The organism is Clostridium nitrophenolicum, from assembly GCF_055391695.1.
In genome coordinates this window covers 1,107,227-1,132,263 of the sequence record NZ_AP042469.1, presented here as the reverse complement: position 1 = coordinate 1,132,263, position 25,037 = coordinate 1,107,227, and the positions used below count along the sequence as shown (strand labels likewise).

At 31.1% G+C, this 25,037-nt stretch carries 21 protein-coding genes and 1 riboswitch; of the genes, 10 read left to right on the top strand and 11 right to left on the bottom strand.

The features are described 5' to 3' along the window. The first annotated feature begins 29 nt into the window (after positions 1-29). From ACZ5N4_RS05200 to ACZ5N4_RS05190, 3 genes are all read left to right on the top strand, one after another. Complete coding sequence (locus ACZ5N4_RS05200; RefSeq protein WP_464207775.1) at positions 30-752, top strand: VCBS repeat-containing protein; 723 nt, start codon at positions 30-32, stop codon at positions 750-752. A gap of 252 nt (positions 753-1,004) precedes the next feature. Then, positions 1,005-3,086, top strand: a complete 2,082-nt coding sequence (locus tag ACZ5N4_RS05195) for a methyl-accepting chemotaxis protein (RefSeq protein ID WP_464207773.1) — start codon at positions 1,005-1,007, stop codon at positions 3,084-3,086. A gap of 122 nt (positions 3,087-3,208) precedes the next feature. Further along, positions 3,209-3,730 (top strand): GNAT family N-acetyltransferase, encoded by a 522-nt coding sequence (locus tag ACZ5N4_RS05190; protein WP_464207771.1) that lies wholly within the window; start codon positions 3,209-3,211, stop codon positions 3,728-3,730. A gap of 78 nt (positions 3,731-3,808) precedes the next feature. Here ACZ5N4_RS05190 and ACZ5N4_RS05185 read toward each other — a convergent pair whose 3' ends face one another. Further along, positions 3,809-4,336, bottom strand: a complete 528-nt coding sequence (locus ACZ5N4_RS05185; RefSeq protein ID WP_464207769.1) for a hypothetical protein — start codon at positions 4,334-4,336, stop codon at positions 3,809-3,811. A 202-nt stretch (positions 4,337-4,538) separates the two neighbouring features. Then, positions 4,539-5,405, bottom strand: a complete 867-nt coding sequence (locus tag ACZ5N4_RS05180) for a LysR family transcriptional regulator (RefSeq protein ID WP_464207767.1) — start codon at positions 5,403-5,405, stop codon at positions 4,539-4,541. Between the two features lie 157 nt (positions 5,406-5,562). Between ACZ5N4_RS05180 and ACZ5N4_RS05175 the strand changes: the two genes are divergently transcribed. The 4 genes from ACZ5N4_RS05175 to ACZ5N4_RS05160 all read left to right on the top strand — a co-directional run bounded on the left by ACZ5N4_RS05175 (position 5,563) and on the right by ACZ5N4_RS05160 (position 10,709). Next, entirely contained in the window at positions 5,563-6,321 is a 759-nt protein-coding gene (locus ACZ5N4_RS05175) for a sulfite exporter TauE/SafE family protein (protein WP_464207765.1), read from the top strand. Between the two features lie 191 nt (positions 6,322-6,512). Next, positions 6,513-7,640 carry a glutamate 5-kinase gene (gene proB / locus ACZ5N4_RS05170; protein ID WP_464207763.1) on the top strand — a complete coding sequence of 376 codons (1,128 nt, stop codon included), beginning with the start codon at positions 6,513-6,515 and terminating at the stop codon, positions 7,638-7,640. Positions 7,641-7,669: 29 nt separating this feature from the next. Beyond that, positions 7,670-8,926 (top strand): glutamate-5-semialdehyde dehydrogenase, encoded by a 1,257-nt coding sequence (locus ACZ5N4_RS05165; RefSeq protein WP_464207761.1) that lies wholly within the window; start codon positions 7,670-7,672, stop codon positions 8,924-8,926. 355 nt (positions 8,927-9,281) lie between these two features. Beyond that, complete coding sequence (locus ACZ5N4_RS05160; RefSeq protein ID WP_464207759.1) at positions 9,282-10,709, top strand: hypothetical protein; 1,428 nt, start codon at positions 9,282-9,284, stop codon at positions 10,707-10,709. Between the two features lie 269 nt (positions 10,710-10,978). On the opposite strand, the gene ACZ5N4_RS05155 is transcribed toward ACZ5N4_RS05160, so the two are convergent. The 3 genes from ACZ5N4_RS05155 to ACZ5N4_RS05145 form a co-directional block, all read right to left on the bottom strand. After that, positions 10,979-12,136 carry an MFS transporter gene (locus ACZ5N4_RS05155; protein WP_464207757.1) on the bottom strand — a complete coding sequence of 386 codons (1,158 nt, stop codon included), beginning with the start codon at positions 12,134-12,136 and terminating at the stop codon, positions 10,979-10,981. Positions 12,137-12,414: 278 nt separating this feature from the next. Next, a complete protein-coding gene (locus tag ACZ5N4_RS05150; protein WP_464207755.1) occupies positions 12,415-13,860 on the bottom strand; it encodes an amino acid permease in 1,446 nt (481 codons plus the stop codon). Between the two features lie 142 nt (positions 13,861-14,002). Then, positions 14,003-14,179: riboswitch (Lysine riboswitch) on the bottom strand. A 163-nt stretch (positions 14,180-14,342) separates the two neighbouring features. Continuing rightward, a complete protein-coding gene (locus ACZ5N4_RS05145; RefSeq protein WP_464207753.1) occupies positions 14,343-14,879 on the bottom strand; it encodes a TetR/AcrR family transcriptional regulator in 537 nt (178 codons plus the stop codon). A 628-nt stretch (positions 14,880-15,507) separates the two neighbouring features. On the opposite strand from ACZ5N4_RS05145, the gene ACZ5N4_RS05140 reads away from it, so the two are divergent. Continuing rightward, positions 15,508-16,260, top strand: coding sequence for a sulfite exporter TauE/SafE family protein (locus ACZ5N4_RS05140; protein WP_464210837.1), 753 nt, complete (start codon positions 15,508-15,510; stop codon positions 16,258-16,260). 112 nt (positions 16,261-16,372) lie between these two features. Further along, positions 16,373-16,720: a CGGC domain-containing protein gene (locus ACZ5N4_RS05135; protein ID WP_464207752.1), complete on the top strand. Its 348-nt coding sequence runs from the start codon at positions 16,373-16,375 to the stop codon at positions 16,718-16,720. Positions 16,721-16,744: 24 nt separating this feature from the next. On the opposite strand, the gene ACZ5N4_RS05130 is transcribed toward ACZ5N4_RS05135, so the two are convergent. Then, complete coding sequence (locus ACZ5N4_RS05130; RefSeq protein ID WP_464207750.1) at positions 16,745-17,284, bottom strand: histidine phosphatase family protein; 540 nt, start codon at positions 17,282-17,284, stop codon at positions 16,745-16,747. Between the two features lie 122 nt (positions 17,285-17,406). Continuing rightward, a complete protein-coding gene (locus tag ACZ5N4_RS05125) occupies positions 17,407-18,075 on the bottom strand; it encodes a nitrite/sulfite reductase domain-containing protein (RefSeq protein ID WP_464207749.1) in 669 nt (222 codons plus the stop codon). Between the two features lie 390 nt (positions 18,076-18,465). Here ACZ5N4_RS05125 and ACZ5N4_RS05120 point away from each other — a divergent pair, with 390 nt between their 5' ends. Continuing rightward, complete coding sequence (locus ACZ5N4_RS05120; protein WP_464207748.1) at positions 18,466-19,740, top strand: dicarboxylate/amino acid:cation symporter; 1,275 nt, start codon at positions 18,466-18,468, stop codon at positions 19,738-19,740. Between the two features lie 245 nt (positions 19,741-19,985). Here the strand turns inward: ACZ5N4_RS05120 and ACZ5N4_RS05115 are convergent, their stop codons facing one another. The 4 genes from ACZ5N4_RS05115 to ACZ5N4_RS05100 all read right to left on the bottom strand — a co-directional run bounded on the left by ACZ5N4_RS05115 (position 19,986) and on the right by ACZ5N4_RS05100 (position 24,944). Then, positions 19,986-21,416: a spore germination protein gene (locus tag ACZ5N4_RS05115; RefSeq protein ID WP_464207746.1), complete on the bottom strand. Its 1,431-nt coding sequence runs from the start codon at positions 21,414-21,416 to the stop codon at positions 19,986-19,988. A 12-nt stretch (positions 21,417-21,428) separates the two neighbouring features. Continuing rightward, entirely contained in the window at positions 21,429-22,571 is a 1,143-nt protein-coding gene (locus tag ACZ5N4_RS05110; protein WP_464207745.1) for a Ger(x)C family spore germination protein, read from the bottom strand. After that, positions 22,552-23,646, bottom strand: coding sequence for a GerAB/ArcD/ProY family transporter (locus ACZ5N4_RS05105; protein ID WP_464207744.1), 1,095 nt, complete (start codon positions 23,644-23,646; stop codon positions 22,552-22,554). The genes ACZ5N4_RS05110 and ACZ5N4_RS05105 overlap by 20 nt, the downstream gene beginning before the upstream one ends. 116 nt (positions 23,647-23,762) lie before the next feature. Next, positions 23,763-24,944, bottom strand: a complete 1,182-nt coding sequence (locus ACZ5N4_RS05100; protein ID WP_464207742.1) for a S41 family peptidase — start codon at positions 24,942-24,944, stop codon at positions 23,763-23,765. Positions 24,945-25,037 lie beyond the last annotated feature (93 nt).

The following is a 25,037-nucleotide window of genomic DNA, read 5'->3' as shown; positions in this document are numbered from 1 at the left end:
ATATAAAGCTTATATACAGAGGAGTTATTATGTACAGTTGCTATTTTAGGTCTAACATAGGTTCAAATATTGTTGCTTATGTCAGAGGGGACGTAAATGGTGATAGAATTCCTGATAATATATACTTAGTTGGAGTAAAAAGCCCCTCTAGTCCCTTTATTCAAAACATTACTCTTTTAGTACTGGATGGAAGAACAGGCAGAGTTGTTAGTGTACCACTAAATGAAAACGCTGGATATAACCCTAGGCTGTTTCTAGGGGATTTTACCGGGGATGGTATAAATGATATATTAATTAGTATTGATTCAGGTGGAAGTGGAGCAATAATGTATCATTATATTTATTCCTTCACTAATAATACCCCTCAACTAATATTTAATTTTAATTCATACAACGCGGAATATAACTATGATGTTATTTATAAGGATAACTACAAGGTTGAAGTTACTAGTAAGGCAAATAATATAAAGTACATTATAGATATATCCCTTAAGGGAGAGAATTATTTAAAGGAAATATACGATGAAAATGGCAAGCTGAAAAAGCCAATTAGTGGATTTGTAAATCCCCTAAGCGGATTATACCCTGTAGATTTTGATTCAAATGGAGTATACGAGTTGTTGGCATACCAAAAAATAGCTGGTAGATATAATGCAGATTCTCTAGGCTATATTTTAAATACTTTAAAATGGAAGGGAAATAGATTTGTTTTGGATAATCAAAATGTAGCTATTTGGGGATCACAGGGATAGATATGCTTTATTGTTAAAAAATTTAAATGGACATCCTAAAAATTGTATTTTAGGTTGCCCATTTTTTGCAATTATTATTTCACTTATATATTTTTAACAATCTACACTTAACCTAAATGTAGTATAAATTCTATAATTTTGCTACTTTTTACATCAAGTTTCATATTTTTTGAACAAAAACTACATTTTGAAATATTTATATTATTATGTTAAAATGTAAACATATTATTAACATTTATAGGGGGACAAACGATGAAATCCATAAAACGTCAATTAATTTCTGTTGCAGTCTTGCTAGTAATAATCCCAGTAGCAATTACTAATTTTATCTGTTCTTATTATTTTTCCAATAATATTGAATCCAGCATAGTAGATAATAATAAACGTCTTTCATCTACAATAGCTGACGAAGTTAAAAGTTTTATTGATAAGGCATACACCCTTACAGAGACAATGGCTGAAAATAAGACCACTATCGACTTTAATCCAGAAGATCAAAACGAGATGCTTACCAAGTCTGTATCTAAAAATCCTTATTTTGATCTGCTGTACATATTAAAAAATGATGGAAATCAGACAGCTCGTTCTTCCGGCGAACTAGCCAATAGAGCTAATAGATGGTGGTTTACACAAGTTATGAATGAAAAAAAGTCATTCGTTAGCAAATCTTATTACTCTGTAACTGGTAATAGTGCCGTAACTTCAATATTTCATCCTATTTTTGACAAGAACTCCAATATAACAGGAATATTCGGCGCTGACCTTAAATTAAATGAATTACAAAAGCTTGTAGATAAGTATTCTGATGGTAAAAATAGGTATTCATTTATTCTAGACAGCGATGGCGTAGTTATTGCTCATCCTGATAAAAATCAAGTTTCAGAGCTTTACAATTATAAAACCTTTAAGAAAACGGTTTTAGTTAAAGATTCTTCAGGTAATGTAGTTAAAGATGCTACTGGAAATCAGCAAACTCAGCTTCAAGATATAAAACTTCCCCAAGCTCTTAAAGACATTACTGAGAAGGCATTAAAGGGAGAGTCTGGCACTGTTGAGTATACAGATAATGATAAAAAAGAAATATCAAGTTCTTATACTACAATAAAGCTCCCAGGACAGTCTCAAAACTGGGCGGTAATAACAGTACAAGATAAAGCATCTGCTATGGCAGTAATAAGAACTACTCAAATAAAAAACACAGTTATAGCATTATTTCTGCTCTTATTAGTAATTATATTAATATATTTTCTTGCGAAAAAATTTACACAACCAATATCTGATTTAGTTATACTGATGCAAAAAGCATCTGAGGGAGATTTAACAGTTCAATCTCAATATAAAAGTCAAAATGAACTTGGAAGTCTAAGTAATAACTTCAATTTAATGATGTCTCAAATCAAAGAACTTATTACTAATATAGATGAAGCATCGGTACTTGTGACTAATTCATCTAAAACTCTGGCCATTACTACTGAATCTACCTCTAAATCTATAGAACAGATAGCTGCTAATATTTCAAATATTACAGTAGCTGCTGATGGACAGGCCTCCAATGCTGCAACAGGACTTAATACAACTAAAGAGTTATCTGATAAAATTACTACTATGACAGATTACATGAATGATGGTAAAACATCTGCAGATAACATATGCAATGTTAGCACTAAAGGTATCGAAGCTATTCATACATTAGAAAGTGCCGCAAAGGAAAGTAATCAATCTATAAATAATGTAGCATTAGTTATAAATTCACTAAGTGATAAGGCAAATGTAGTTGGAAATATAGCTGATACTATAACCTCAATTTCCGAACAGACTAATCTTCTTGCTCTAAATGCTGCTATAGAAGCTGCAAGAGCAGGCGAAGCAGGCAAAGGTTTTTCCGTAGTTGCTGAAGAAGTTAGAAAGTTATCTGAAGACACCGCCTCTTCAAGTAATAATGTTAAGGAAATTATATTTAATGTTCAAAAAGACATTATCACAGCTAAGGATACTATAAATCAAGCAGAAATTGTAGCTTATAAACAAAATGATGCTGTAAAACATGCTAGAGAAACCTTTGGGGAAATATCCTCCAGTATTCAAGACGTGGTAAATAAAATAAATATAACTGCCTCTAGTCTTAATGACGTTATTGTTACTAGAGATCAGCTTACTACCGTTATAAATGCTGCATCAAAAGTGGCTGAAACTTTAGCTAAGTCTTCAGAGCAAGTTTCAGCTATAACAGAAGAACAAAGCGCTGCTGTAGAGGAAATATCTAGTCTAGCTGATGAGTTAAATAGTATGTCAGCAAAACTTCATGATTCTATAAGGACATTTAAAATAAATTAATAAAAATCCCGGACTTATTTAAAGTTCGGGATTTTTATTTATTTCATATTGAATTTTTATTATATATTTTGTATAATTATTCATATGAAAAATAAATTAGATTTAGTACTGGGGGTAGATCGATGGAAAAAATGGTCTTTGTGGTTAGAAAAGCTGAAAAAGCAGATATACCAAAAATACATGAAATAACTGAAATAGTTTTTAAAATCTATGCTGAAAATGCAGGTGTTAAAGGTACACTTAGCGCATTGAATGAAACCTATGAAGATGTAGAGAAAGATATTGAAACAAAAGAAGTTTTTGTAGCCCTCTTAAATGAGGACGTAGTTGGAAGTGTTAGAATTGAAGTGAATCCTGATAAAACTGCCTACTTGAGCAGATTTGGAGTTAAATTGGATTATCAAAATAATGGTGTAGGTAAAATATTAATAAATGCAGTAGATAATGCAATGATAGATTTAGGTGTAACTAACTTATATCTTCATACTGCTTCTAGAATGCTATCACTTGTTAGATTTTATTATGGCAGAGGTTTTTATATTGAGTCAACCACTAAAGATCGAGGCTATATTAGAGCTTTATTGTGTAAAGATTATAAAGCAGAGCAATCAAATATTCCTTGTGAAAATCGTGAGGTTATATAATATTTAAAGGAGTTGCATGATTGGTTAATTATGCAGCTCCTTACAACTTTAGCCTTACTAAAAAAATGTTTTATATTCTTATTGAGAATTGATTTTCATATTTGTCAATCCATCTAACGCTTTATTAATCTTGTCTTTTGCCTCTTCCGCACTTTTTGTTGTTCCATTTATAAAATCTCCGCTTTTAACAGCAGTATCAGAAGTGATTACTATGTTTTCTAAATAATTGCGATACTTCTCATGAAAAGAATCTAACTCTTTGCCATGAGGAAGCTTAGTCACTTCATCCAAATATTTGTGAAGATTTTTATTTTCTTCTTTTAATTGTGGCAGTGCTCTATTTTCAATTCCTTTCATTGTATTATCTACTGAGGTTTTTATTTTCCCAGTGTAACTGTATATCTCTTTTGTATAAACAGCATCACTTTTTGTAGAGTTAAACACTGCTTCTGGACTTTTATTTGAACTTACAGCATTTATTACAAAAAATACAAGCAATCCTATTAGAGCATAAATAATAATCTTAGCTACTTTCTTTATAAAACTAATTATAATAAGAATAATCACAATAACCCCTAATCCTAGCAGCAATTCATTATGTGACAATTTCATTTTCCTCCTGTTTCCTGTAGTTTAATATAATACTATTCTTAAAACGTAAATAAAAAAATTTCTATAAATTTTTAATCTCTAATTCTTTACTACATTTTAACACATGCAATTCTTATTGTTAACTATTGATGACAAACTTTTACCTATAATTATCCTATACTCTGAAAAATTACAAAATAGTCTTAAATATCTGTTTCTAAACTAAAAAGGTTTCTAAAAAGTGTTTTGCTGCTGAGGATAAGTATCTATTCTTCATCCATATTATAGCAGTTTGAGTTTCTAAAGATGATTCATCAATTTCCTTATATTTTAAATTTGTGCTTGGTATAAGTCCCATTGCTGCTTTGGGCACAATAGCTATACCAATTCCTGTATCTGCCCATAATAATATTGATCTCGCATCATCACTTTTGCATAGTATCTTAGGTTCAAATCCCGATTTTTCACAGGAATCTACTATCATTTTTTCAAATCTTCGATCTATTATCAGAGGTTTGTCCTTAAGTTCTTCAAGACATATTGATTTTTGCTCTTCTTCCCAATACCTGTCTCCTCTTGTCGCTACTACCATTGGCTCATCCGGCAAATATATTATCTCAAAAAACTCTGAGTTTATTGGTGTTCGTACAATTCCTATTTCTATAACTCCATTATTCAATAAATCTAGTATCCTGTAAGTATCTCCCTCCCATATCTGAAAAGTTACTCCTGGATAACTTTCATGGAAGTTATATATCCTCTCCGGTAAAAGTGTAGATCCTGAGGACGGTACTGTACCAACGGATAATGTTCCTTGAAGTCCTTCATTAAAATCTTTTAACTCTTTAACAGTAGAATCAACTAGCTCCACTACCTGCTCTGCTCGATGTCTTAATATTTTGCCTGCATCCGTCAGTTGTATTTTTCTGCTTCCTCTTTCAACTAATTTAACCCCAAGTTCCTCTTCTAAAAGCTTTAGTTGCTGACTAAGAGGTGGCTGCGCTATATGCAACCTTCTTGCTGCTTTAGTTATATTTCCTTCTTCTGCAATTGTGATAAAATATCTTAATTGTCTAATATCCATAAGAATATCCCCTCTTAATTGTAACCATATGTTTTTCATATATATTTTATAGCTATTAAATATTTTTCATATATATTTTTCTTTGCTATAATGATACAGTAAAGAATAGACGCTGTCAAAATAAGTCTTATTTCGGTTTAATTTTACGGAGGTATTTATGCTTAATAATTTAATATTCTTATGCACAGCTGGCTTTTGTGCTGCTTTCATAGATTCCATAGCTGGTGGTGGAGGAATTATTAGCGTTCCAGCTTATTTGTTAGCAGGTGTTCCACCTCATCTTGCACTAGGAACCAATAAATTTTCTTCTTCCTGTGCATCTTTTACTAGTTCTGTTAAATTTGCTAAATCTGGCAAGGTGGATTTTGGAATTCTGAAAATTTTAGGTCCATTTACCCTTATAGGAGCTATTTTAGGTGTAAATACAGTTCTCAGCATAAATGCAAGTTACCTTAATACAATAGTACTTGTACTTTTACTATTTGTTGGCATATACAGCCTCTTTTCAAAAACTGCAGGAATTGAGGATAAGTTCGAAGGTCTAACAAAGGAGAACAAGCTTTTCGGAATACTACTTGCGTTTTCCTTAGGATTTTATGATGGTTTTTTCGGTCCTGGGACAGGTTCTTTTTTAATCTTTGGTCTTATAAAAATATTTAAATTTGATTTTGTAAGAGCTGGAGGAAACGGAAGAGTTTTAAACTTTATAAGTAACATTGCCGCTCTAGGTATGTTTGCTATGAGAGGACAAATTGATTATAAACTAGGTATACCAGTTGCAATATTTATGGTACTAGGAGCTAAATTTGGTACAAAGGTTGCCTTAGATAAAGGTGCTAAGCTGATGAAGCCTATTTTTGTAACTATGTCTCTAGCAGTAGCAATTAAAATGCTCTATGGAGTGTTGATAAAATAATTTTTAAATATGGGGTTCAAGTGTGGATATATAAGCAAACTTATCCACGCTTGAACCCTATGTTTTATCTATAAATTAGTACTTGATGGTTTTTCCATTTTTGTGGTATACTTTTTAAAAATTCAAATTTCATAATATTTATGCATAACTAAGAAAGGGGGCTTATGTTACTGTTACGTAACATAAACAATATGAACATTAGAAATAAATATCTAAAACAGGTAAAAAGAGTAGTAGTAAAGGTCGGATCGTCCACACTTACACATTCAAGCGGTTTTTTAAATCTTAACCAAATTGAAAAGCTTGTAAGGCAAATTGCAGATTTACATAATCAAGGTATCGAAATAGTTCTTGTTACTTCTGGAGCCATTGCCGCAGGTGTAGGTAAATTGGGGCTTAAAAGTAAACCTACAACTATTCCAGAGAAGCAAGCAGCTGCTGCTATAGGACAAGGGATATTATTGCATATGTATGAGAAAATGTTTTCTGAGTATGGAAAAATAGCAGCTCAAATTCTTATAACTAAAGATGACGTCTCTAATAGAACTAGATTTCTAAATGCAAGAAACACTTTTTTCTCTTTATTTGAAAAAGGAGCAATTACAGTAGTCAATGAAAATGATGCAATTATAGTTGACGAAATAAAATTTGGTGATAATGATACTTTGTCTGCTATTGTAGCTTCTTTAATTGAAGCAGATTTACTAATACTGCTTTCAGATATTGATGGACTTTATGACAGTAACCCTAGAACAAATCCAAATGCAAAGCTTATACGTGAAGTAGAAGAAATTACAGAAGAAATAGAAAAAAGTGCAGAAGGAGCAGGAACTTCTTTAGGTACTGGAGGGATGACTACAAAAATAAGTGCTGCACGAATTGCTACTTCTGCTGGAATCTCAATGGTAATAGTAAATGGATCTAATGATAGTATCCTTAGAGATGTTGTAAATATCAAAGAAGTTGGTACTTTCTTTGCACCAAATGAATCTCCTCTTCAATTACGCAAGCATTGGATCACTTTTAATACAGATATAAAAGGAACGTTAATGATAGATGATGGAGCTATTGAAGCAGTAACTAATGAACATAAAAGCCTTCTACCTTCTGGAGTATTATCTGTTGAAGGTTTTTTTAATCATGGACAAATTGTATCTATTATAAATAGTAATGGTAAAGAAATAGGTAGAGGAATTACTAACTATGATTCTTGGGAGATTGAACAAATAAAATCCCTGAAAACAGATGAAATAGAAGATAAGCTTGGATATAAAAATTATGATGAAATAATACACTGTAATAACCTGTCTATATTTTAATAAATATTTTAAGAGTGGAGTGATAAATCATGAATATTTATAATTATATGATGGAAAAAGGTCAATGTGCTAAAAATGCTTCAAGAAGGCTTGCTTATACAAGCACAGAAGTTAAGAATAAAGCACTAATTGCTATGAGTGAAGCTTTAATAAAAAATAAAGATTTTATATTATCAGCAAACGAAAAAGACATGATAAATAGCAAAAATAACGGCATGTCTCAATCTCTTTTAGATAGATTAGCTTTAAATACTAAAAGAATAGAAGATATGTCCGAAGGTCTTAAAAGTATTGCTGCATTGCCAGATCCTATTGGAGAAGTGCTAAAAATGTGGAGAAATCGAGATAACCTTCAGATTGGTCAGGTAAGAGTACCTCTTGGAGTAATAGGAATTATATATGAAGCTAGACCTAATGTTACTGTAGATTCAGCTGCTTTATGCATTAAATCAGGAAATGCTGTAATTTTAAAAGGAGGAAAAGAAGCGCTTAACTCTAATATATCTATTGCAAATATTATAACGAAAGCTGCAGTTGCCGCAGGACTTCCAGAGGGAAGTATTCAACTTATAGGAACTACTGACAGAGAAGCAACTAATATTATGATGAAACTTAATGAATATATAGATGTTCTAATTCCACGAGGAGGATCCAATCTTATACAAAGTGTAGTAAAAAATTCAACTGTACCAGTAATTCAAACTGGAGTTGGAAACTGCCATATATATGTAGATGAAGATGCAGATTTTAATATGGCAGAAAAAATAATTATAAATGCAAAAACTCAAAGGCCTGCCGTTTGTAATGCTATGGAAACCTTGTTAGTTCATAAAAATGCTGCTTCAACATTTTTACCAAAGATTGCTGAAAGTTTAAAAGCAGCAGGTGTAGAACTAAGAGGCTGTAGTAAAACTGAAAAATATGTAACTAATGTTAACCAAGCAACCGAAGAAGATTGGGAAACTGAATATGGAGATTTGATTTTAGCTATAAAAGTTGTATCTTCAATAGATGAAGCAATGGATCATATATATAAATATGGTACTAGACACTCAGAAGCTATAATAACCAATAGTTATAAAAGTTCTCAAAGATTTTTAAATGAAGTAGATGCAGCTGCAGTATATGTAAATTCATCTACCAGATTTACCGATGGAGGGCAATTTGGTTTTGGTGGTGAAATAGGAATCAGTACACAAAAGCTTCATGCTAGAGGTCCTATGGGACTTGAGCAGTTAACCAGCATAAAATATATTATATACGGCGAAGGACAGATCAGAAAATAAGACAATTTCATTGGACAGGACCATTTCTAGTAGGAACAAAATGGTTCTGTTCCAATATCACCAAAGAATATGATTGAAGATTTATTTTCATTAACTTTTGTAAGCATTTTATATATTAGATACACTTTCTATTCTATAGCCTTTCAGTGCTTCTTATATCTACGATACATCCCCTTTTGTTTGATTTAATAATAATTAAATTTCTATAGGGTGCTTTATAATTTAAATTTATTATAGAATACTAGTTATTTATTTAATTATCTTTACTTCTTTTAATTTCAATGGAAAATATGGTACAATATTCAAGTATGTTTACTTATGCTACATAAATTAATTATATAAAGGACTGAAAACTATGAAAAAATTTAAATTATTATTTTTACTATTATTCATCTTTATGGCTGCTTTTGCAGCAACAAGAATATTTAACCCTAATAAAACAAAAACCACTGCAAAGTTAGCTTCTAATGTAGCCAATCAGGAGCAAAAACATGAAAAAAGCAAAACCCATGATGGAATACCTACAGCTATACTAAATTCCAGTAATGAGATTTCAGATTCTCAAAATAAGGATTTAAGGAAATTTCCTTACCCCTACAGTGCTATGCTTGCTATATGCTCTGATATAGATGATGCAACTTTAGAGGAATTTAAAAACTATCATAGATTTTTAAACACTAAAGAGCAGACTGCTAACGGTGAAGGCATAGGTCTAGATATTAGTGACTCTATGTGGTTGTACATGGCTGATAATGCAGGATATAAAGTAGATAAATATGGCAATGGTGTTGATAATATAATGACTTTCTTTAAAGGTATAGATAAATCTTCACGACACGACTCCGATGAAATTATTAATTTCACTAAGTGCGGATGGATAGATTCCCTCCACTCTTTTGGAGATTTTTCAACTAAAAATGAAAGAAACTCCTCTTTTAACAGAGCTTTAGCAGTAGACGGCTGGGAAGCATTAAGAGCTATTAATTTCAAACCAGTAGTATGGATAAATCACGGCAATAAATCAAACAAACAAAATTTTGGTGCTTATGGTACCTCTAATTTTATGAATTATCAACAAGGGGACAACTCTAATTCTTCATATTATCATACAGATTTAACTATCCCTAATGGTATTAAATATGTTTGGAACTCTATATCGGATTATAACTTTGGGCATGATTATCCTCTTTATGAAATTTCTCTAAGGGATGGCAAAAAGGTATGGGGCTTTTATAGATATACCAATAACATGGTGAATGGAAGAATTGAATGGACATGGATTCCTAAACATCTTCACAAACAACTTACTCAATCAAATTTAGATAGTATTGTAAGCAATAAGTATTATTCTATAGTAGGACAACACTTTGGTGTCGATGCTGAAGATTTATTCCATGATGAAAATATAAAATCCTTAAGATTACTAAAACAGTATGAAACAGACGGAAAGATACTCGTTGCCAGAACCTCAAGACTTCTGGATTACGCCAACGTTCATAAATATATAATGTATAATAAAGTAAATGATAACGGCAAAACTTATATTAATATAACGAATATAAATGATCCTATTTTCGGGAAACACGTTCCTACTCTTGATAATATAAGAGGAATTACTTTTTATTGCGATGATCCTCAGAATACTGTATTGCTGCTAAATAAAACCAACATTAGCAGCGAAGAACTGAAAGTAAATCCTAAGGATGAAACAGGAAAGTACAGCATATCTGTGAAGTGGTTTGCACCTGACTATACTGACTACAATAAACAGAGTCAACTATAGAGGTAATAGTCCGAAAGTTAACTTATACGCCGGGATATGTTTCCAAGCTTCAGTACGTTAAAAACTTTTAGCCAGTCTAAAGTTTGTGTTTCAAGACAACCTAAGAACTTTCGAGAACTCGCTATGCTCAAACAACTCTAAAGTTCTAAGGTTCTCTTAAAACTCTTCACTAAGACTGGCACAAAGTTTTTAAATCTACTTCGGCTTTGGAAACATATCCCTTTGTATAAATTAACTTTCTAGTTAGTTTCTCTATATATAGTGCTTACTTAATTTTGGTTTACTGAATTCATTTTGGCTTTATTAAAGTATATTAGTGCTAAAACAAAGGCAGCAATGCTAATAAACGTGCATGCTTTAAAGGCTGCTTCAATAGATACGTCAGCAAATTTACCTATAGAAATGTTAACTATAGAGGAAAGTATATCGCCAGCCATAGCGTAGATAGAAAGTATTGTTGCTCTATTGCTGGTGTTTATTGATTTATTTTCTATATCTAAAATAATAGGTCTTATAATTGAAAAACATCCTTGAGTAACAGCAATTGCAACTACACTTATAATTGGATTTCCAGTATATATTAATACTGCGCATCCCACTAAAATATTTATTAATAGAACTTTTGAGGTTTTGTTTTGACCAAATCTTTCAGTAAACTTATAGGATTTAGCAGATATTAGACATACTATCTGCATTAATGCTGTTAAAAATCCAAAATATCTGATACCTATTCCACTTTTCAAATATTGAGGTTGATTTAAAAAGACACCAATTGAATGAGTTGTTTCACTAATGAGAGCAAAGACTACTACAATTATTATAATTTGTTTATTATTTAATACATCTCTTATACTATTTTTAATACTTGTCTTTTTTTCTAAATTATGAGACACATCCTTAATAAAAAATGTTAAGATTACAGCTAAACCATAAGGAATTATTGTTCCAAACACCGTTAAATCCATTGATCTCTCGACCATTTTTGTAGAAAGTAAACATGCCAATAGAAAACCTGCGACACTCATAGCAGTATACATGCCAAATACCTTTTCTGTCTTCTCTTTGTCTGCTGATGAGTATAATAATGCTATATCACAACCTGAAATTGCAGAAGTAGCTAAGGCTACTAATATTCCTTCTACTAAAAATAAGGAAAAGGAATTCGCTTCATAGAAAACAATTTTTGATATGAAAAGTAGAAAGTTTCCCATCAACAAGGTTATTTTATATCCATATTTATCTGCAAACCATCCCCAAGGAATCTCAAAGAGCAGCATTAAAATCATGAATATGGACTCAATTAAAAAAATATTATACATAGACAAGCCTCTTGATTGTCTATATAAAGTAGCTATAGGTCCATAAAAAACAAGTCCTTGAAGAAATGCAATAATATACATTAAATAAACATTTATCTTTTTATTCAATTTGATACACCTCCAAAATTTTGCACAACAAAAAAACCTTTAGAAAATGATTTTTTTAATATATGGTTGTGCAGATGCATCAAATCCTTCTCATTATAGTTCCTCCAATATTATTTAAAATAACAATTATAACAATATTTTACCATAGTTACATTATATTTAAAATGATTAATACTATAAATTAAAACTTAAATCAATTGGGCATAAATATTGTATAAAGTTACATACTTCTCAATGTGTATATAAAAAGAGCCGCAATTAATGCGACCCTTTTTATATTATTTTTTAACAGTGTCAAAATCAATTTCCATTAAATCAACAACTTTTGTTTTATGTTTTCTTTTATAACCCCACCATAATCCTATAAACAATGGTAATCCGATATATGATGAAATAACTCCATTCCAGTCTATTTTATCAGCTTCAAAGTAGCTAAGACCTTGTCCTAAAGTAACAACTATACATAATACCATTGCTATTACTGGTCCTAATGGAAATAACTTTGCAACATATTTCAATTTTTTCAAGTCACGTCCTTGAGCAACATAAGCCTTACGGAAACGATAATGACATAGTGCTATACCCAACCATGCAACAAAGCCTGCAAGTCCTGATGCTGCTACAAGCCATACATAAACTGTAGTCTCTGCATAAAGTCCTGTTAAGAAACAAAGGGATGCTACTACTGTAGTTAATATTAGCGAGTTAACAGGAACTCCTCTTGAGTTAACTTTTCCAAGCCACGCTGGTGCTTTACCATCCTTAGCCATTGCATATAGCATTCTGCTTGAAGCATACATTCCTGAGTTTCCTGCTGATAGTACTGAAGTTAAGATAACTGCATTCATTAATGATGCCGCTGCTGCTATACCAGCCTTTTGGAATACTAATGTAAATGGACTTGTATCAACTCCAGCATCCATATAAGGAATTAATGCGCCAACAACAAATATTGTTCCTAAATAGAATATTAAAATTCTCCAGAAGATCGTATTTATTGCTTTAGGTATATTTTTTTCTGGATCTTCACTTTCTCCCGCAGCTATACCAACAAGCTCTGTACCTTGGAATGAGAAACCAGCAATTAAGAATACCATGAAAATTGATTTAGCTCCACCAACAAATGGTGCTTCACCAACACTAAAGTTTTTTAATCCTACAGCATGTCCACCTATTATTCCAACTATTGTTGCAACACCTATTAATAAAAATATAATAACGGTAATAACTTTAATACTTGCAAACCAATATTCTGATTCACCATAAGCTCTTGCTGATAAAAGATTAAGTGCAACTATTACTGTAAGGAATAAAACACTCCATACAAGAGCTGGCACGCCAGGAAACCAGTATTTCATAAGAAGGGCACCTGCAACCATTTCAGCTGCAACTGTAATAGCCCAGTTATACCAATAGTTCCATCCCATTGCAAATCCAAAAGCAGGATCAACAAATTTTGATGCATATATTCCAAAGGAACCTGAATCCGGCATGAATGTTGCCATTTCCCCTAAACTAGTCATTAAGAAATAAACCATAATACCTATACAACCATATGCAACTAGTGCGCCTCCTGGTCCAGCTTGTTTAATTGTAGCTCCAAGAGCCAGGAATATTCCTGTTCCAATGGCACCTCCCATTGCAATCATATTAAGATGTCTTGCTGTTAAACTTCTTTTAAGTTCATTAGAAGTCTGAACATTTTTTTCTACTGCATTTTGCATAAATTTTTCCTCCTTACCGGCTTTTATTTATTCCGATAAGTGAAATAACTAAGATCAGAAACGTAAAAAATGCCTTGAGCATACACTCAAGGCATTTAATATGAATTTACATTAATTACTAAAACATACATATTAATATACAACGAATGATAGCTCACCACAAAATCCTCTTTGTGACAGTCTTGCATATATTCTATGCAACCCCAGCTATACAGTACTAAAGCATTTACTGTACGCTTCGGCGAAATTTCCTTTTAAACTGCTTCATTGTGCTTACCTCTGCAGTTTTACTCTTAAATCCCGCGCCTCTACCTCAGTTATTCACTTATGTTAATTATTATACAGTAATATTTATAATTAGTAAACAGTTTTTTAATATTTTAATGTGAGAAGCTCTTTCGCCATTTCTTATAATTATAATAGTATTAAACCTAAGATAGCCAATAGATTAGGTGAACTTTATTCATGTAAGTTTAAAAAAATTATATTTTTAAATGATCATAAAGTTCATCAAATGACATATATTTATTTTTGCTTAAATATGTAAGATTAGAAATAATAAAATAAGAGAGTTTTTCAGAATCAAGTTTAGATGTTATATTTCCTTTTTTCCTCTCAAGTTCAATTAATTCTCCTATTTCTGTATATAACTTTGTAAAACTATCTTTTTCTCTACAGTGATACCCTTGCTTTTCCTCATTTGCAATTTCATAAAAAATTGAAATATAATCATCTACAAATCCCTGTAAGGATTCATATATTTTTCTTATTTTTTCTTTAAAAGGTTCATCAGTTAACTTTAAACTTTCTATAATATTCAAGGTCTTATTCCAATCATCTTGAAAAATTTCTATTACAAGCTCTATTTTATTTCTAAAATAATTATAAAAGGTTCCTGTTCCTATATCGCACTGTTTGGCAATTTCTCTTATATTCAGACCTTTATATCCCTCTTCTAAAAGAGTTTTTCTTCCTTGAATTATTATTTTTTCCTTAGCATTTTCAATTAACTTTGGCATTTTATCCTCCTATTAATGAACTTTGTTCATAATATACCATATTCATACTTTTCTGTCAATAACGCTGGCCAAATCTGTTAAATATGTATGATTCAAAGTTAGTTTCCCTATAGATATCCACCTTGGGTACTTAACTTATTAGCGATATTCATAGGGGTACCTTGATTAAGCTAATTATCGATGTTGGATATATACCTAATCTAGGTATTCACTTATGTAAAAGAATATGTATATTTTTTTCATATACCTATAATATGTATTGAATATTTTTTATATGGTTTCCCTTCTGCTACAATTATAAATATAAGATGGATGCGATAACTTTTAGAATTATAACCTTATATAGGCGGAATAACCAGAAAGTTAACTTATGCAGAGGGATATGTTTCCAAAGCTGAAGATAGATTTAAAAACTTTGTGTCAGTCTTAGTGAAGAGTTTTAAGAGAACCTTAGAACTTTAGAGTTGTTTGAGCGCAGCGAGTTCTCGAAAGTTCTTAGGTTGTCTTGGAACACAAGCTTTAGACTGACTAAAAGTTTTTAACGGACTGAAGCTTGGAAGCATAGCCCGGGGTATAAGTTAACTGACCGCCTATTACCCTATATCACTTACTTGAGGAGGGGATTTTTATTAATACTTTAATATTTCTATGCATTGCTGGATTCCTTGCTGGTTTTATAGACTGTATATCAGGAGGGGGAGGAATTATTAGCTTGTCAGCTTTTTTACTTTCAGGCCTTCCACCTCATTTGGTGCTTGGAACAAATAAATTTTGCTCTTGCTGTTCTACACTTATTAGTTCTATAGAATTTGCTCAATCTGATAAAGTGGATTTTTATCTCTTAAAAATTTTAGCCCCTTTTAGTTTTTTAGGAGCTATCTTAGGGGTAAATACAGTACTTAAAATAAATGGGAATTACCTTAATACCATAGTTCTCATACTTTTACTATTTGTAGGGATATATAGCTTATTTTCGAAAACTGCTGGTATGGAAGATAGATTTAATGGCTTTTCAAGAAAAAATATAACACTAGGTATTATTCTTGCTCTATGTTTAGGATTCTATGATGGATTTTTAGGCGCTGGTGTAGGCTCTTTTTTAATATTTGGCCTAATAAATATATTTGGATTTGACTTTGTCAGGGCAGGTGGCAACTGCAAAGCTTTAAATTTTATAGGAAACGTTGCTGCAGTAATAATGTTTGCTATGAGAGGACAAATTAATTTAAAATTAGGTATACCAATAGCAATATTTATGATATTAGGTGCAAGACTTGGAACTAAAGTTGCATTAAATAAAGGAGCTAAGGTTATAAAACCTATATTCGTAACAATGTCTCTTGCTGTAGCAGGTAAAATGCTTTATGTAATAATGAGATAGATTTAATTGATACATAAAATCCTCTTCCATTTGTGATAACTGTCACAGGAAAATAGTTATTTCTATGATATTATTCTCATATAGGCATATCACTCAACAAAGGAGAAACTAGATGAAAAAAATAGGTATTATAAATTGTTTTGAAGTATCTAAAAGATGCTCTGGATCGGGGTGTTTTAAAGCTTTTAATAACAGAGCTGCTTCATTTGAGAACTATGACAAGGAGTCTCAACTGTTAAGCTTCGTTCACTGTAACGGATGCAGTGAAAATTCAATAGATCAGGTTATAAGCAGGGCTGAAAGAATGAAAGAAATTGGTGTGGACACAATTCATTTATCATCATGCATAAGGTCTAAGTGTCCTTGGTATGACGAATTTTTAAGTACACTTTCTAAAAATTTTGAAGTAATAGGATATACTCACGGTGGTAAAGAGCGAAAAAATAAAAATGCAGAGTAACATTCTCTGCATTCTATCATTTTATTAATATTTTTTGTTTTCAAAAACATATAATTTTCCATTTCTAGGCTTTAAAAAGTAGTTGCCTCTGAATCCTTTTTTAATTAACATCTTTTGTACTTCATAAAGAGTACCAGCATGGCTTACAATTAATATATTTTTATCTTTTTCCTTTAATATCGTGTTTAAAATTTCATTAACTCTTTTTAATGTGGTTTTTCTACCCTCTGGCTGAGAAACGTGATTTCTAATCCACGCAAGTCTATTTAGCAAGGCCCATGCATTATAAGGTATTTTGAATCTAATGTTTCTCCATGCTGCTGATGGAATTTCTACCAGCTTATCAGTTATAATTAATTCACCATCATATACAGTTTTAGCAGTAGTAACCGCTCTGCTCAGACTACTACAATAACATTTATCCCATTCCTTATCAACAACAATTTCATTAGGTATTACCTCTGATATATCATAATCTGAAATATACTTATTATATTCTTTTGATGACATAAATCTGCTTTTTTTTAGATCTACTTTAAAATGCCTTATAAGACCTATTTTCATTCTTATTCTCCATTCCAAATTAAAATGCTTTACTTATTATATAATTTACATATATAAAAATTTTATTCTAATACCCATTGTTACAATAAAAATAACGAAGCAAAATTTGCTCCGTTATAAATTTACAGAAGTTCTGCTCTCTTTAAAACTTCGGCTTTAAAATTTTCTACTCCAATTCTATCAATAAAAAATCCTAGTTTTTCCCCATCCTCTGCAGTTTCTTTATAATAGTCAAAAATTTTATCTACTAATCTTAATGCTTTCTCCTCACTTAAATCAACTGCTATGATATCTGCCATTCTAGGATTGTATCCTGCAGAACCTCCTACAACTACCATAAAGCCTGTAATATCTGCTATTACGCCTACATCTTTGCTATATACACTTCCACAGGCATTTCTGCATCCTGCAACACCTATTTTAGTTCTACAAGGCATATCCATCCATTGATATTTTCTTGCTAGTTTCATACCTGTACCTATAGTATTGTATTTTGATCTTTTACAGAATCCTGCTGGACACATCTCCACATTTTTAACAGAGTTTTGCTTTCTTACAGCAGGTTCCATACCTAACTCTTCCCATATAGCTGGTAAATCACTTTCTTCTAAATTTGTTATCATAATTCTCTGACCAGAAGTTATTTTTAAAACTCCATTAAACTTTTTAGTTACTTGAGCTATTTTTTCGAGGGCTTCAGGAGTTATGAATCCTCCTGGAATATATGGAGTTATTGAAAACTTTCTTTTACCGTTTCTTATTTTTTGCAAATTACCAAAATGGCTACTCATATTAATCTCTCCTAATTTAAAAGTATAGATATTTTTTAATTAATATTTTACCAAATTATAATCAAAGATTCTATGATTATAATCATTTCGCCAAAAATATTGCTTAATTTTAATAAAGCATCTTTTGCAATATAATAAGCATTTTTAGCAATAGACTATGCAAAAATTTATAGTATAATATAAGCAGACATCCAAAATCTTAAGTAGGCATCCAAAATCTATGATTTTGAGATGATCGGTTAAGTAGCGAACTCAAATCTGTAATTTGGAGTGAGTCACTTACTCAGCGAGTACTCATTCGACGACAGGAGAAGGAGTTTCATATATACATAAGAAAATAATATATTTAAATAAAGTTTGTAATAATTTACTTTTAGGGGGAGTTTATCAATGAAATCATTTTTTAATTCTTACAAATCTTCTATTGTACTATTATGTTCTATAATCTTAGGTGGAATTATAGGAATATTTATGGGACCAAAGGCATCCCTACTTGAACCTTTTGGTACTTTATTCATAAACTTAATGTTCATGATTATAGTTCCATTAGTATTTTTCAGTGTTTCTTCGGCTATTGCTAATATGAATGGAATGAAAAGACTTGGAAAAATCATGGCTAGTGTAGTTCTAGTTTTTACCTGTACAGCATTTGTTGCTGCAATTATTGGATTGATTGGAGCATTAATTGTCAATCCTACTAAGGGAGTAGATCCTGCCGCAATTCAAAGCATTATAGCTAAATCATCAGATGCTCCAAAAGCCTCTGAATACCCTGGAATACTTCAACAGCTTGTAAATACTATTACAGTCTCTGACTTTCCAGCTTTATTTTCAAGAAAAAATATGCTTCAACTTATAGTATTTTCAGTACTATTTGGCACATCTACAGCGATCATTGGCGAAAAGGGCAAACCTATTGCTGTGCTCCTAGAGTCCGGCACAAATGTAATGATGAAATTTGTTAGTATTATAATGTATTATGCACCTATAGGTCTTGGTTGTTATTTTGCATCCATGATCGGTCAGCTTGGTACTCAAATACTTAAAGGATACCTCCGAGTGTTCATTTTATATTTGGCTCTAGCTGCTATTTACTACTTTGGTTTCTTTACTATATATGCATTTATATCCGGTAGAAAAAAAGGTGTAACCACTTTCTGGCGAAATGCCATAGCTCCATCAGTGACAGCCCTTGCCACTTGTTCAAGTGCCGCTTGTATACCGACTAATCTCGAATACACAAGAAAAATGGGAGTTCCAAAGGATATAGCTGAAACTGTAATTCCACTTGGGGCTAATACTCATAAAGATGGCTCCGTATTTGGTGGAGTTATGAAAATTGTTTTCTTACTTGGATTATTCGGTAAGGATATGAGCAGTATATCATCAATATTAGGTATAATAGTCATCTCCTTCCTAGTAGGCGCTGTTATGGGTGCTATTCCTGGTGGTGGTATGATTGGTGAGATGCTTATTATAAGTATTTATGGTTTTTCTCCTGAGGTTTTACCTATAATAGCTGTCATAAGTACAATTATAGACGCTCCAGCTACACTGTTGAATTCTACAGGAAATACAGTATGTGCTATGCTGGTAGCAAGGTTGGTAGAGGGTAAAAATTGGCTAGAAAAAAAGGTATGCCAATCAACGGAGTTATCTTCCTAAATCATATTATGAAAAAATCCTACAGGGACTTTATTGATGATTAACATTTATCCTATGGGGATTCTACAGCTAACAGCGTACAATCCCCATAGGATTTAAATTTTACTTTATTTGATATATATAGCTTTTGGCTTTATATAATCTAGTAATGTCATCTTTCTGATTGTAATCAAAATGTAGAATCTATGTAGATAATCATGTCATTTTACCATATAATTCCGATAAAGTAAAGATGCTCCTATAATTTACTTTCTCTTTCTATTCTTCAGATGCAGAAACCTTGGTCTATCATTATCTTTTAATGGATTACTTATAATATGATCCTTTAAATCCTTAAAATTAAAAGGTGCTACAGGTGCAGTATATGGTATTCCAAAGTTTTCAATGGATGCTACCTTTATCACTATAACAGTCAAACCCATTATAAATCCAAATATTCCAAATATCCCAGAAAATATGATCATAAGAAACTTTAACAGTCTTATAGGATTCATCAAAGTATAATCTGTAATGGCAAAGGATGCCATAGAAGATAATGCTACAATTATTACCATAAGAGGACTTACAAGTCCTGCGAAAACTGCTGCCTGACCAATAACGATAGTTCCTACTATACTTATAGAGGAGCCTATTTGCTTTGGAAGCCTTAGATTTGCTTCTCTTAGCAATTCTAATATTGCTTCCATCATTATAGATTCTATTAGAGCATTTATAGGTACTCCAACTCTAGAAGCTGCAAGTGTTAAAATATAATGTGCTGGAAGAATATCCGGATGAAAAGCAACTACAGTAACGTATATAGATGATAGCGTTAATGCTATCATTAAAGATGAAAATCTTAAAAACTTGAAAAATACTGCTGCATAAACATTATCATAATGATCATCACTAGCGTCAAGAAATTCAATAAAGTTTTTAGGCGCTATTAATGATAAATTACTTCCCTCTATTATGATACATACCTTTCCATCTAGTATATTAGCACATGCTGTATCTGATCTTTCACTAATACCTACTTGTGGAAATAACAAACCACTTTTATTAGATATAGCCTTTTGTATATATCCTGATTCTATGACACCATCAATGTCTATTTCCCCCAGTATTTTTTTAATTTCAGCAACATAATTTGGGTTTGCAACACCCTCAAGGTAAATTACAGCAACAGGGGTTTTTGTTCTTCTTCCAATTATATAATAATCTATTTTTAGCGATTGATCTTTTATTCTATAGCGTATTAGAGACAAATTTGAATCTAAATTCTCATTAAAGGCATCCTTTGGCGATCTAATTCCTGATTCAATTTCTGGTGATTGAATATTTCTCTTTTCTATTTTTAAAGTATTTGCCACTATATATCTACATTCCCCAGATATAAGAATAATGGACTTTCCTGCTACAATATAATTTATTATTTTATTTTCATCCTCGTCAGAAAAAACGTCATCTATATATATAACTGAACTTATTATTAATTCTGCTGTTAATATTTGTGCCCCATCATATTGCAATAACGGCTTTATAATATTTTCAGATAAGCCATCTCTGTTTGTTATTTGTGGAATATATAATATATAGATCTCTTTCTCTTTAATAACTAATTTTCTTGAAATCAATCCAGTTATATTTCTTGTTAGCTCTTCAACCTTAGTTCTGTAGTTATCTTGTTTAATCATATTATCATTCCTTTAATCTGGTTTTTTACCATTTGGATCTAATATGCTAGTATTTTTTATAGTTGTTTTTACATTGACATGAAAATTTGCTTTTGGGTATTCCTCTTTCCAATTCATCTTTTTGTATTCTATTGGATGTTCAGCCCTAAAATATTTGGCAAATCCGAATACATCGCACTGCATTTCATTTTGTGAACGCTTTATCGCACGCATAACCTCTTCTTTTGTCATATTGGAAACTATGTCTTCTATTTTTTTCACTTCAGCTTTACTTAAGGGTTCTATGCTATATTCATATTGAATTTGTGCACTTAATTTTAAATCTATATATATATTGATTTTGTTATCTTCATACTTTGTTCTTATAGTTCTTTTTCCAAGAACAGGCTTGACAGAAACCAAATTTTTTCCATTTTGGGGATGTGGAATAACACGTTCTACAGTTGTTTTTTTTGCTACTAGATATAAAAATCCTGTACTTTCTTTATAATCTATGATGTCAATTAACTTTGAATCTTTCATTACTGCAAAACCTAAATATTTAATATTTTTGTTATCCTCTTTAGTAATATAGGGCAGTAACAACCCTATGTCTCCGAATTGGATATCTGTTTGTATATCTTGTACTGTTTTATGTAATGTTGCTCCAGTTTCATCTAAATATCTAATTGTATCTTCTATTCCATAGCCTATAAATATGTCGTTTTCAATTCTCCCTGTAAACAGTTCCTTTGCTGGCTCTTTACATATTACTACGGGTACAGAATTTCTAAGCCATACAGTAAAGTAGGCTCTATTTATATAAGCTTCTATACCCTTTTTTTCAGCATACTTTTTACTAAATGCTATTACTCTTGCTGCTCCTGCAAAATCCTGAAAAGGAATTTTAACATTATAGTCAGCGTTTGACTCTTCAAAATGCTTTCCTAGAGATCTATACTTATATACATCTACAACTTGCAACATACCCCTTCCCTGGGTATTACTTGCAGTAAGCTTTGCTATTTCACCAGTAAACTCCAATTGATTTTCTACATCATCTACCCCTATAGAAAGGTTAATACTCCTTCTATTAATGTCCCTATAATCCCAGCATCCTGTTAAAAATAATGCCAGTAGTAACATAATTATTATCTTATTGTATCTTTTTATCATATTTTTTCACCTTTGTAATTATAAGTAGAATAACTGGTATTACTATTGTTGCTATAGCTCCCAAATAAGAATTATATTTAATAATCAATTCTATTTGATCTTTTGTTTTTGGAATTTGAGCTATTATAAATGACATAATAACTACGCCTGTTACAATATATTTATATTTTATTCTTTTAATTATTTTACTTGTAAAAGTAATTGCTCCATATCCCCATAAACACATAGCACAAACTATATTCATGGACCAATATATCATATATATACCATCAAGCCTTCTAAAAAATTCAAGATAGTATATATCAGTACCTCTTATAACATCAAGTAAAGATACCTCATAATGCACTAGCGAATCTACTCCAACTACTGATATTACTGACTCTACTATGTAAATGTATATAATACCAATAAAACCTACAATAAAAGTTGTGTATTTTAATACTTTTTTATTATGTTGTCTGCTGAGAGGCAGAACAAAGAGTATTTCCATTCCTAAAAAGGCAAGAACAATTTTAAATACTGCACTAAAATAAATTCCTAAATCTTGCACAACAAATAGGGGACGTATATGAACAAGCCTTCCCTTTGTAAGTAAAAGTGTGTTTATAAACATAAATCCAATAATATTCAAAATCCCATATAGTTCGCATACTCTTGCGACAACATTTATTCCTTTTGCTAAGGCATAAAATACAACTATGTAGAATAGAGCACATATGGCTATTACAGGGGTTTTATTAAGAATGATCATTTTTAAAGTTTCAGCATATATTCTTGTTAACATAGTAAAGCTTAGAAAAAAGTATAATATGTATACAGTTAAAAATATATATGTTATAGTTTTACCTACTAATTGCTGACTATATTCATAAAGCGTTTTACCTTCAAAAATATATTGGAGATATGTAATTATATAAGCAATTGCAATAAATATAATTGTTAAAACAAGCAGTGAAAACCAAGAACCCAATCCAGCACTCTTTGCCGCGTCCCTAGGTAAATTAATAACCCCATACCCAACAATTGTGCAGTACAACATGAGAGAAATTTGCCTGTTTGTAATAAATTTATTCATGTATTTCCCTCCCTGTAAGGTTACATATTAATAGGATATCCACTTAATTACATTATATTTATACAAAATTTAAGGCAAGGTCAGCGAGACGTATAACATCCACTTTCCTTGCCTTTTTACTCGAACTTTAAAACATAATCTAAAAAAGGATCTTCATTCTTAATATAATTTTCTATAGTTAAATCTAAACTCACCTCTGGATAAAAGCTTGGTAAACTATCGTCTTCAATAATTTTATAGTATTTAGTAGAATAGCACACTGTTAAGCCAGAATTTTTTAGTGTAAATCTCTCTACCTCTCCATAGCAATTAGGTTTCCCCCCTGTAGCCTCTCCTAAAAATATAGCATTAGTATATTTCTGTAGTGAGAATACATTTAATAAAGCGGAAGAAAAAGTTTCACGACCTACTATTATAAAGAGATTACCCTTTTTATTTATTTTATCGCAAGCTTTTAGGTCCTCAATAAATGGCTCTAATAAGGTAGAGTTGCCTCCAGAATTGTTACGTAAGTCTATAACAAGTTTATCAACTTGATTTTCATTAATAAATTTTATTAGCTCTTTACCAAAATCAAAAACACTTTTATCTTCCATCTCTTTGCAGGCATTATATTTAAAGTAAACAACCTTGAACTCTTCCATGTATTCATACCAATAATATTTATCAAAGTTCTTTCTATAAAGAGGTAAGCTATTATCCTTTAACATAGACTTTTGGCTTTCTTTAAGCTTCTTTCTTACTTCTCTTATTGGTAAGGACTCAATTTCTATGTTTTTTATTTTTTTGTTTCTATCCTCAATAGTCAATTCCAAGTTATCAATGGTATCAATAATTTCTAATCCATATAAAAGCTCAATAGCAGGAAAATATTTAGGAAGTTGAGCTTTACACAAAGCCTCATTTTCATAGGAAACAATAGAACTTAAAACTTTGATAACTTCTTTTATATCCATACCATTAACTTTAATTATCTTACAATTTTCTATGTGTTTATATTTTTCAATGGTTGATATTATATATATTCCATCTTTAAACCAATATAGTTCTATGGGGCAAAGAAAATTAACAGGTAACATAATGCCGGTATGAGCATCCCTTATATCCGCAACTATTTTAGCTAAATTTACTCTGATTTCGTATTCATCTAAATTTTTAATTTTTCTCTTTAATTCTTTTATTTCTTTTAAAAACTCTTCCTTTGATTTATTGAAAAATAAATTTTTATGCCTATTAGGAAGTTCTAAAGTCAGCAAATCAATATCTTCTATCCATTTGTCATTTCTACTTAAAACCATATACTTTTCCCTCGCTATTATAGTTAATATATATTCTAATATTAACACAAAATAACTCTAGGTATAAGATTATTTCATATAGGCTTTCTAGTT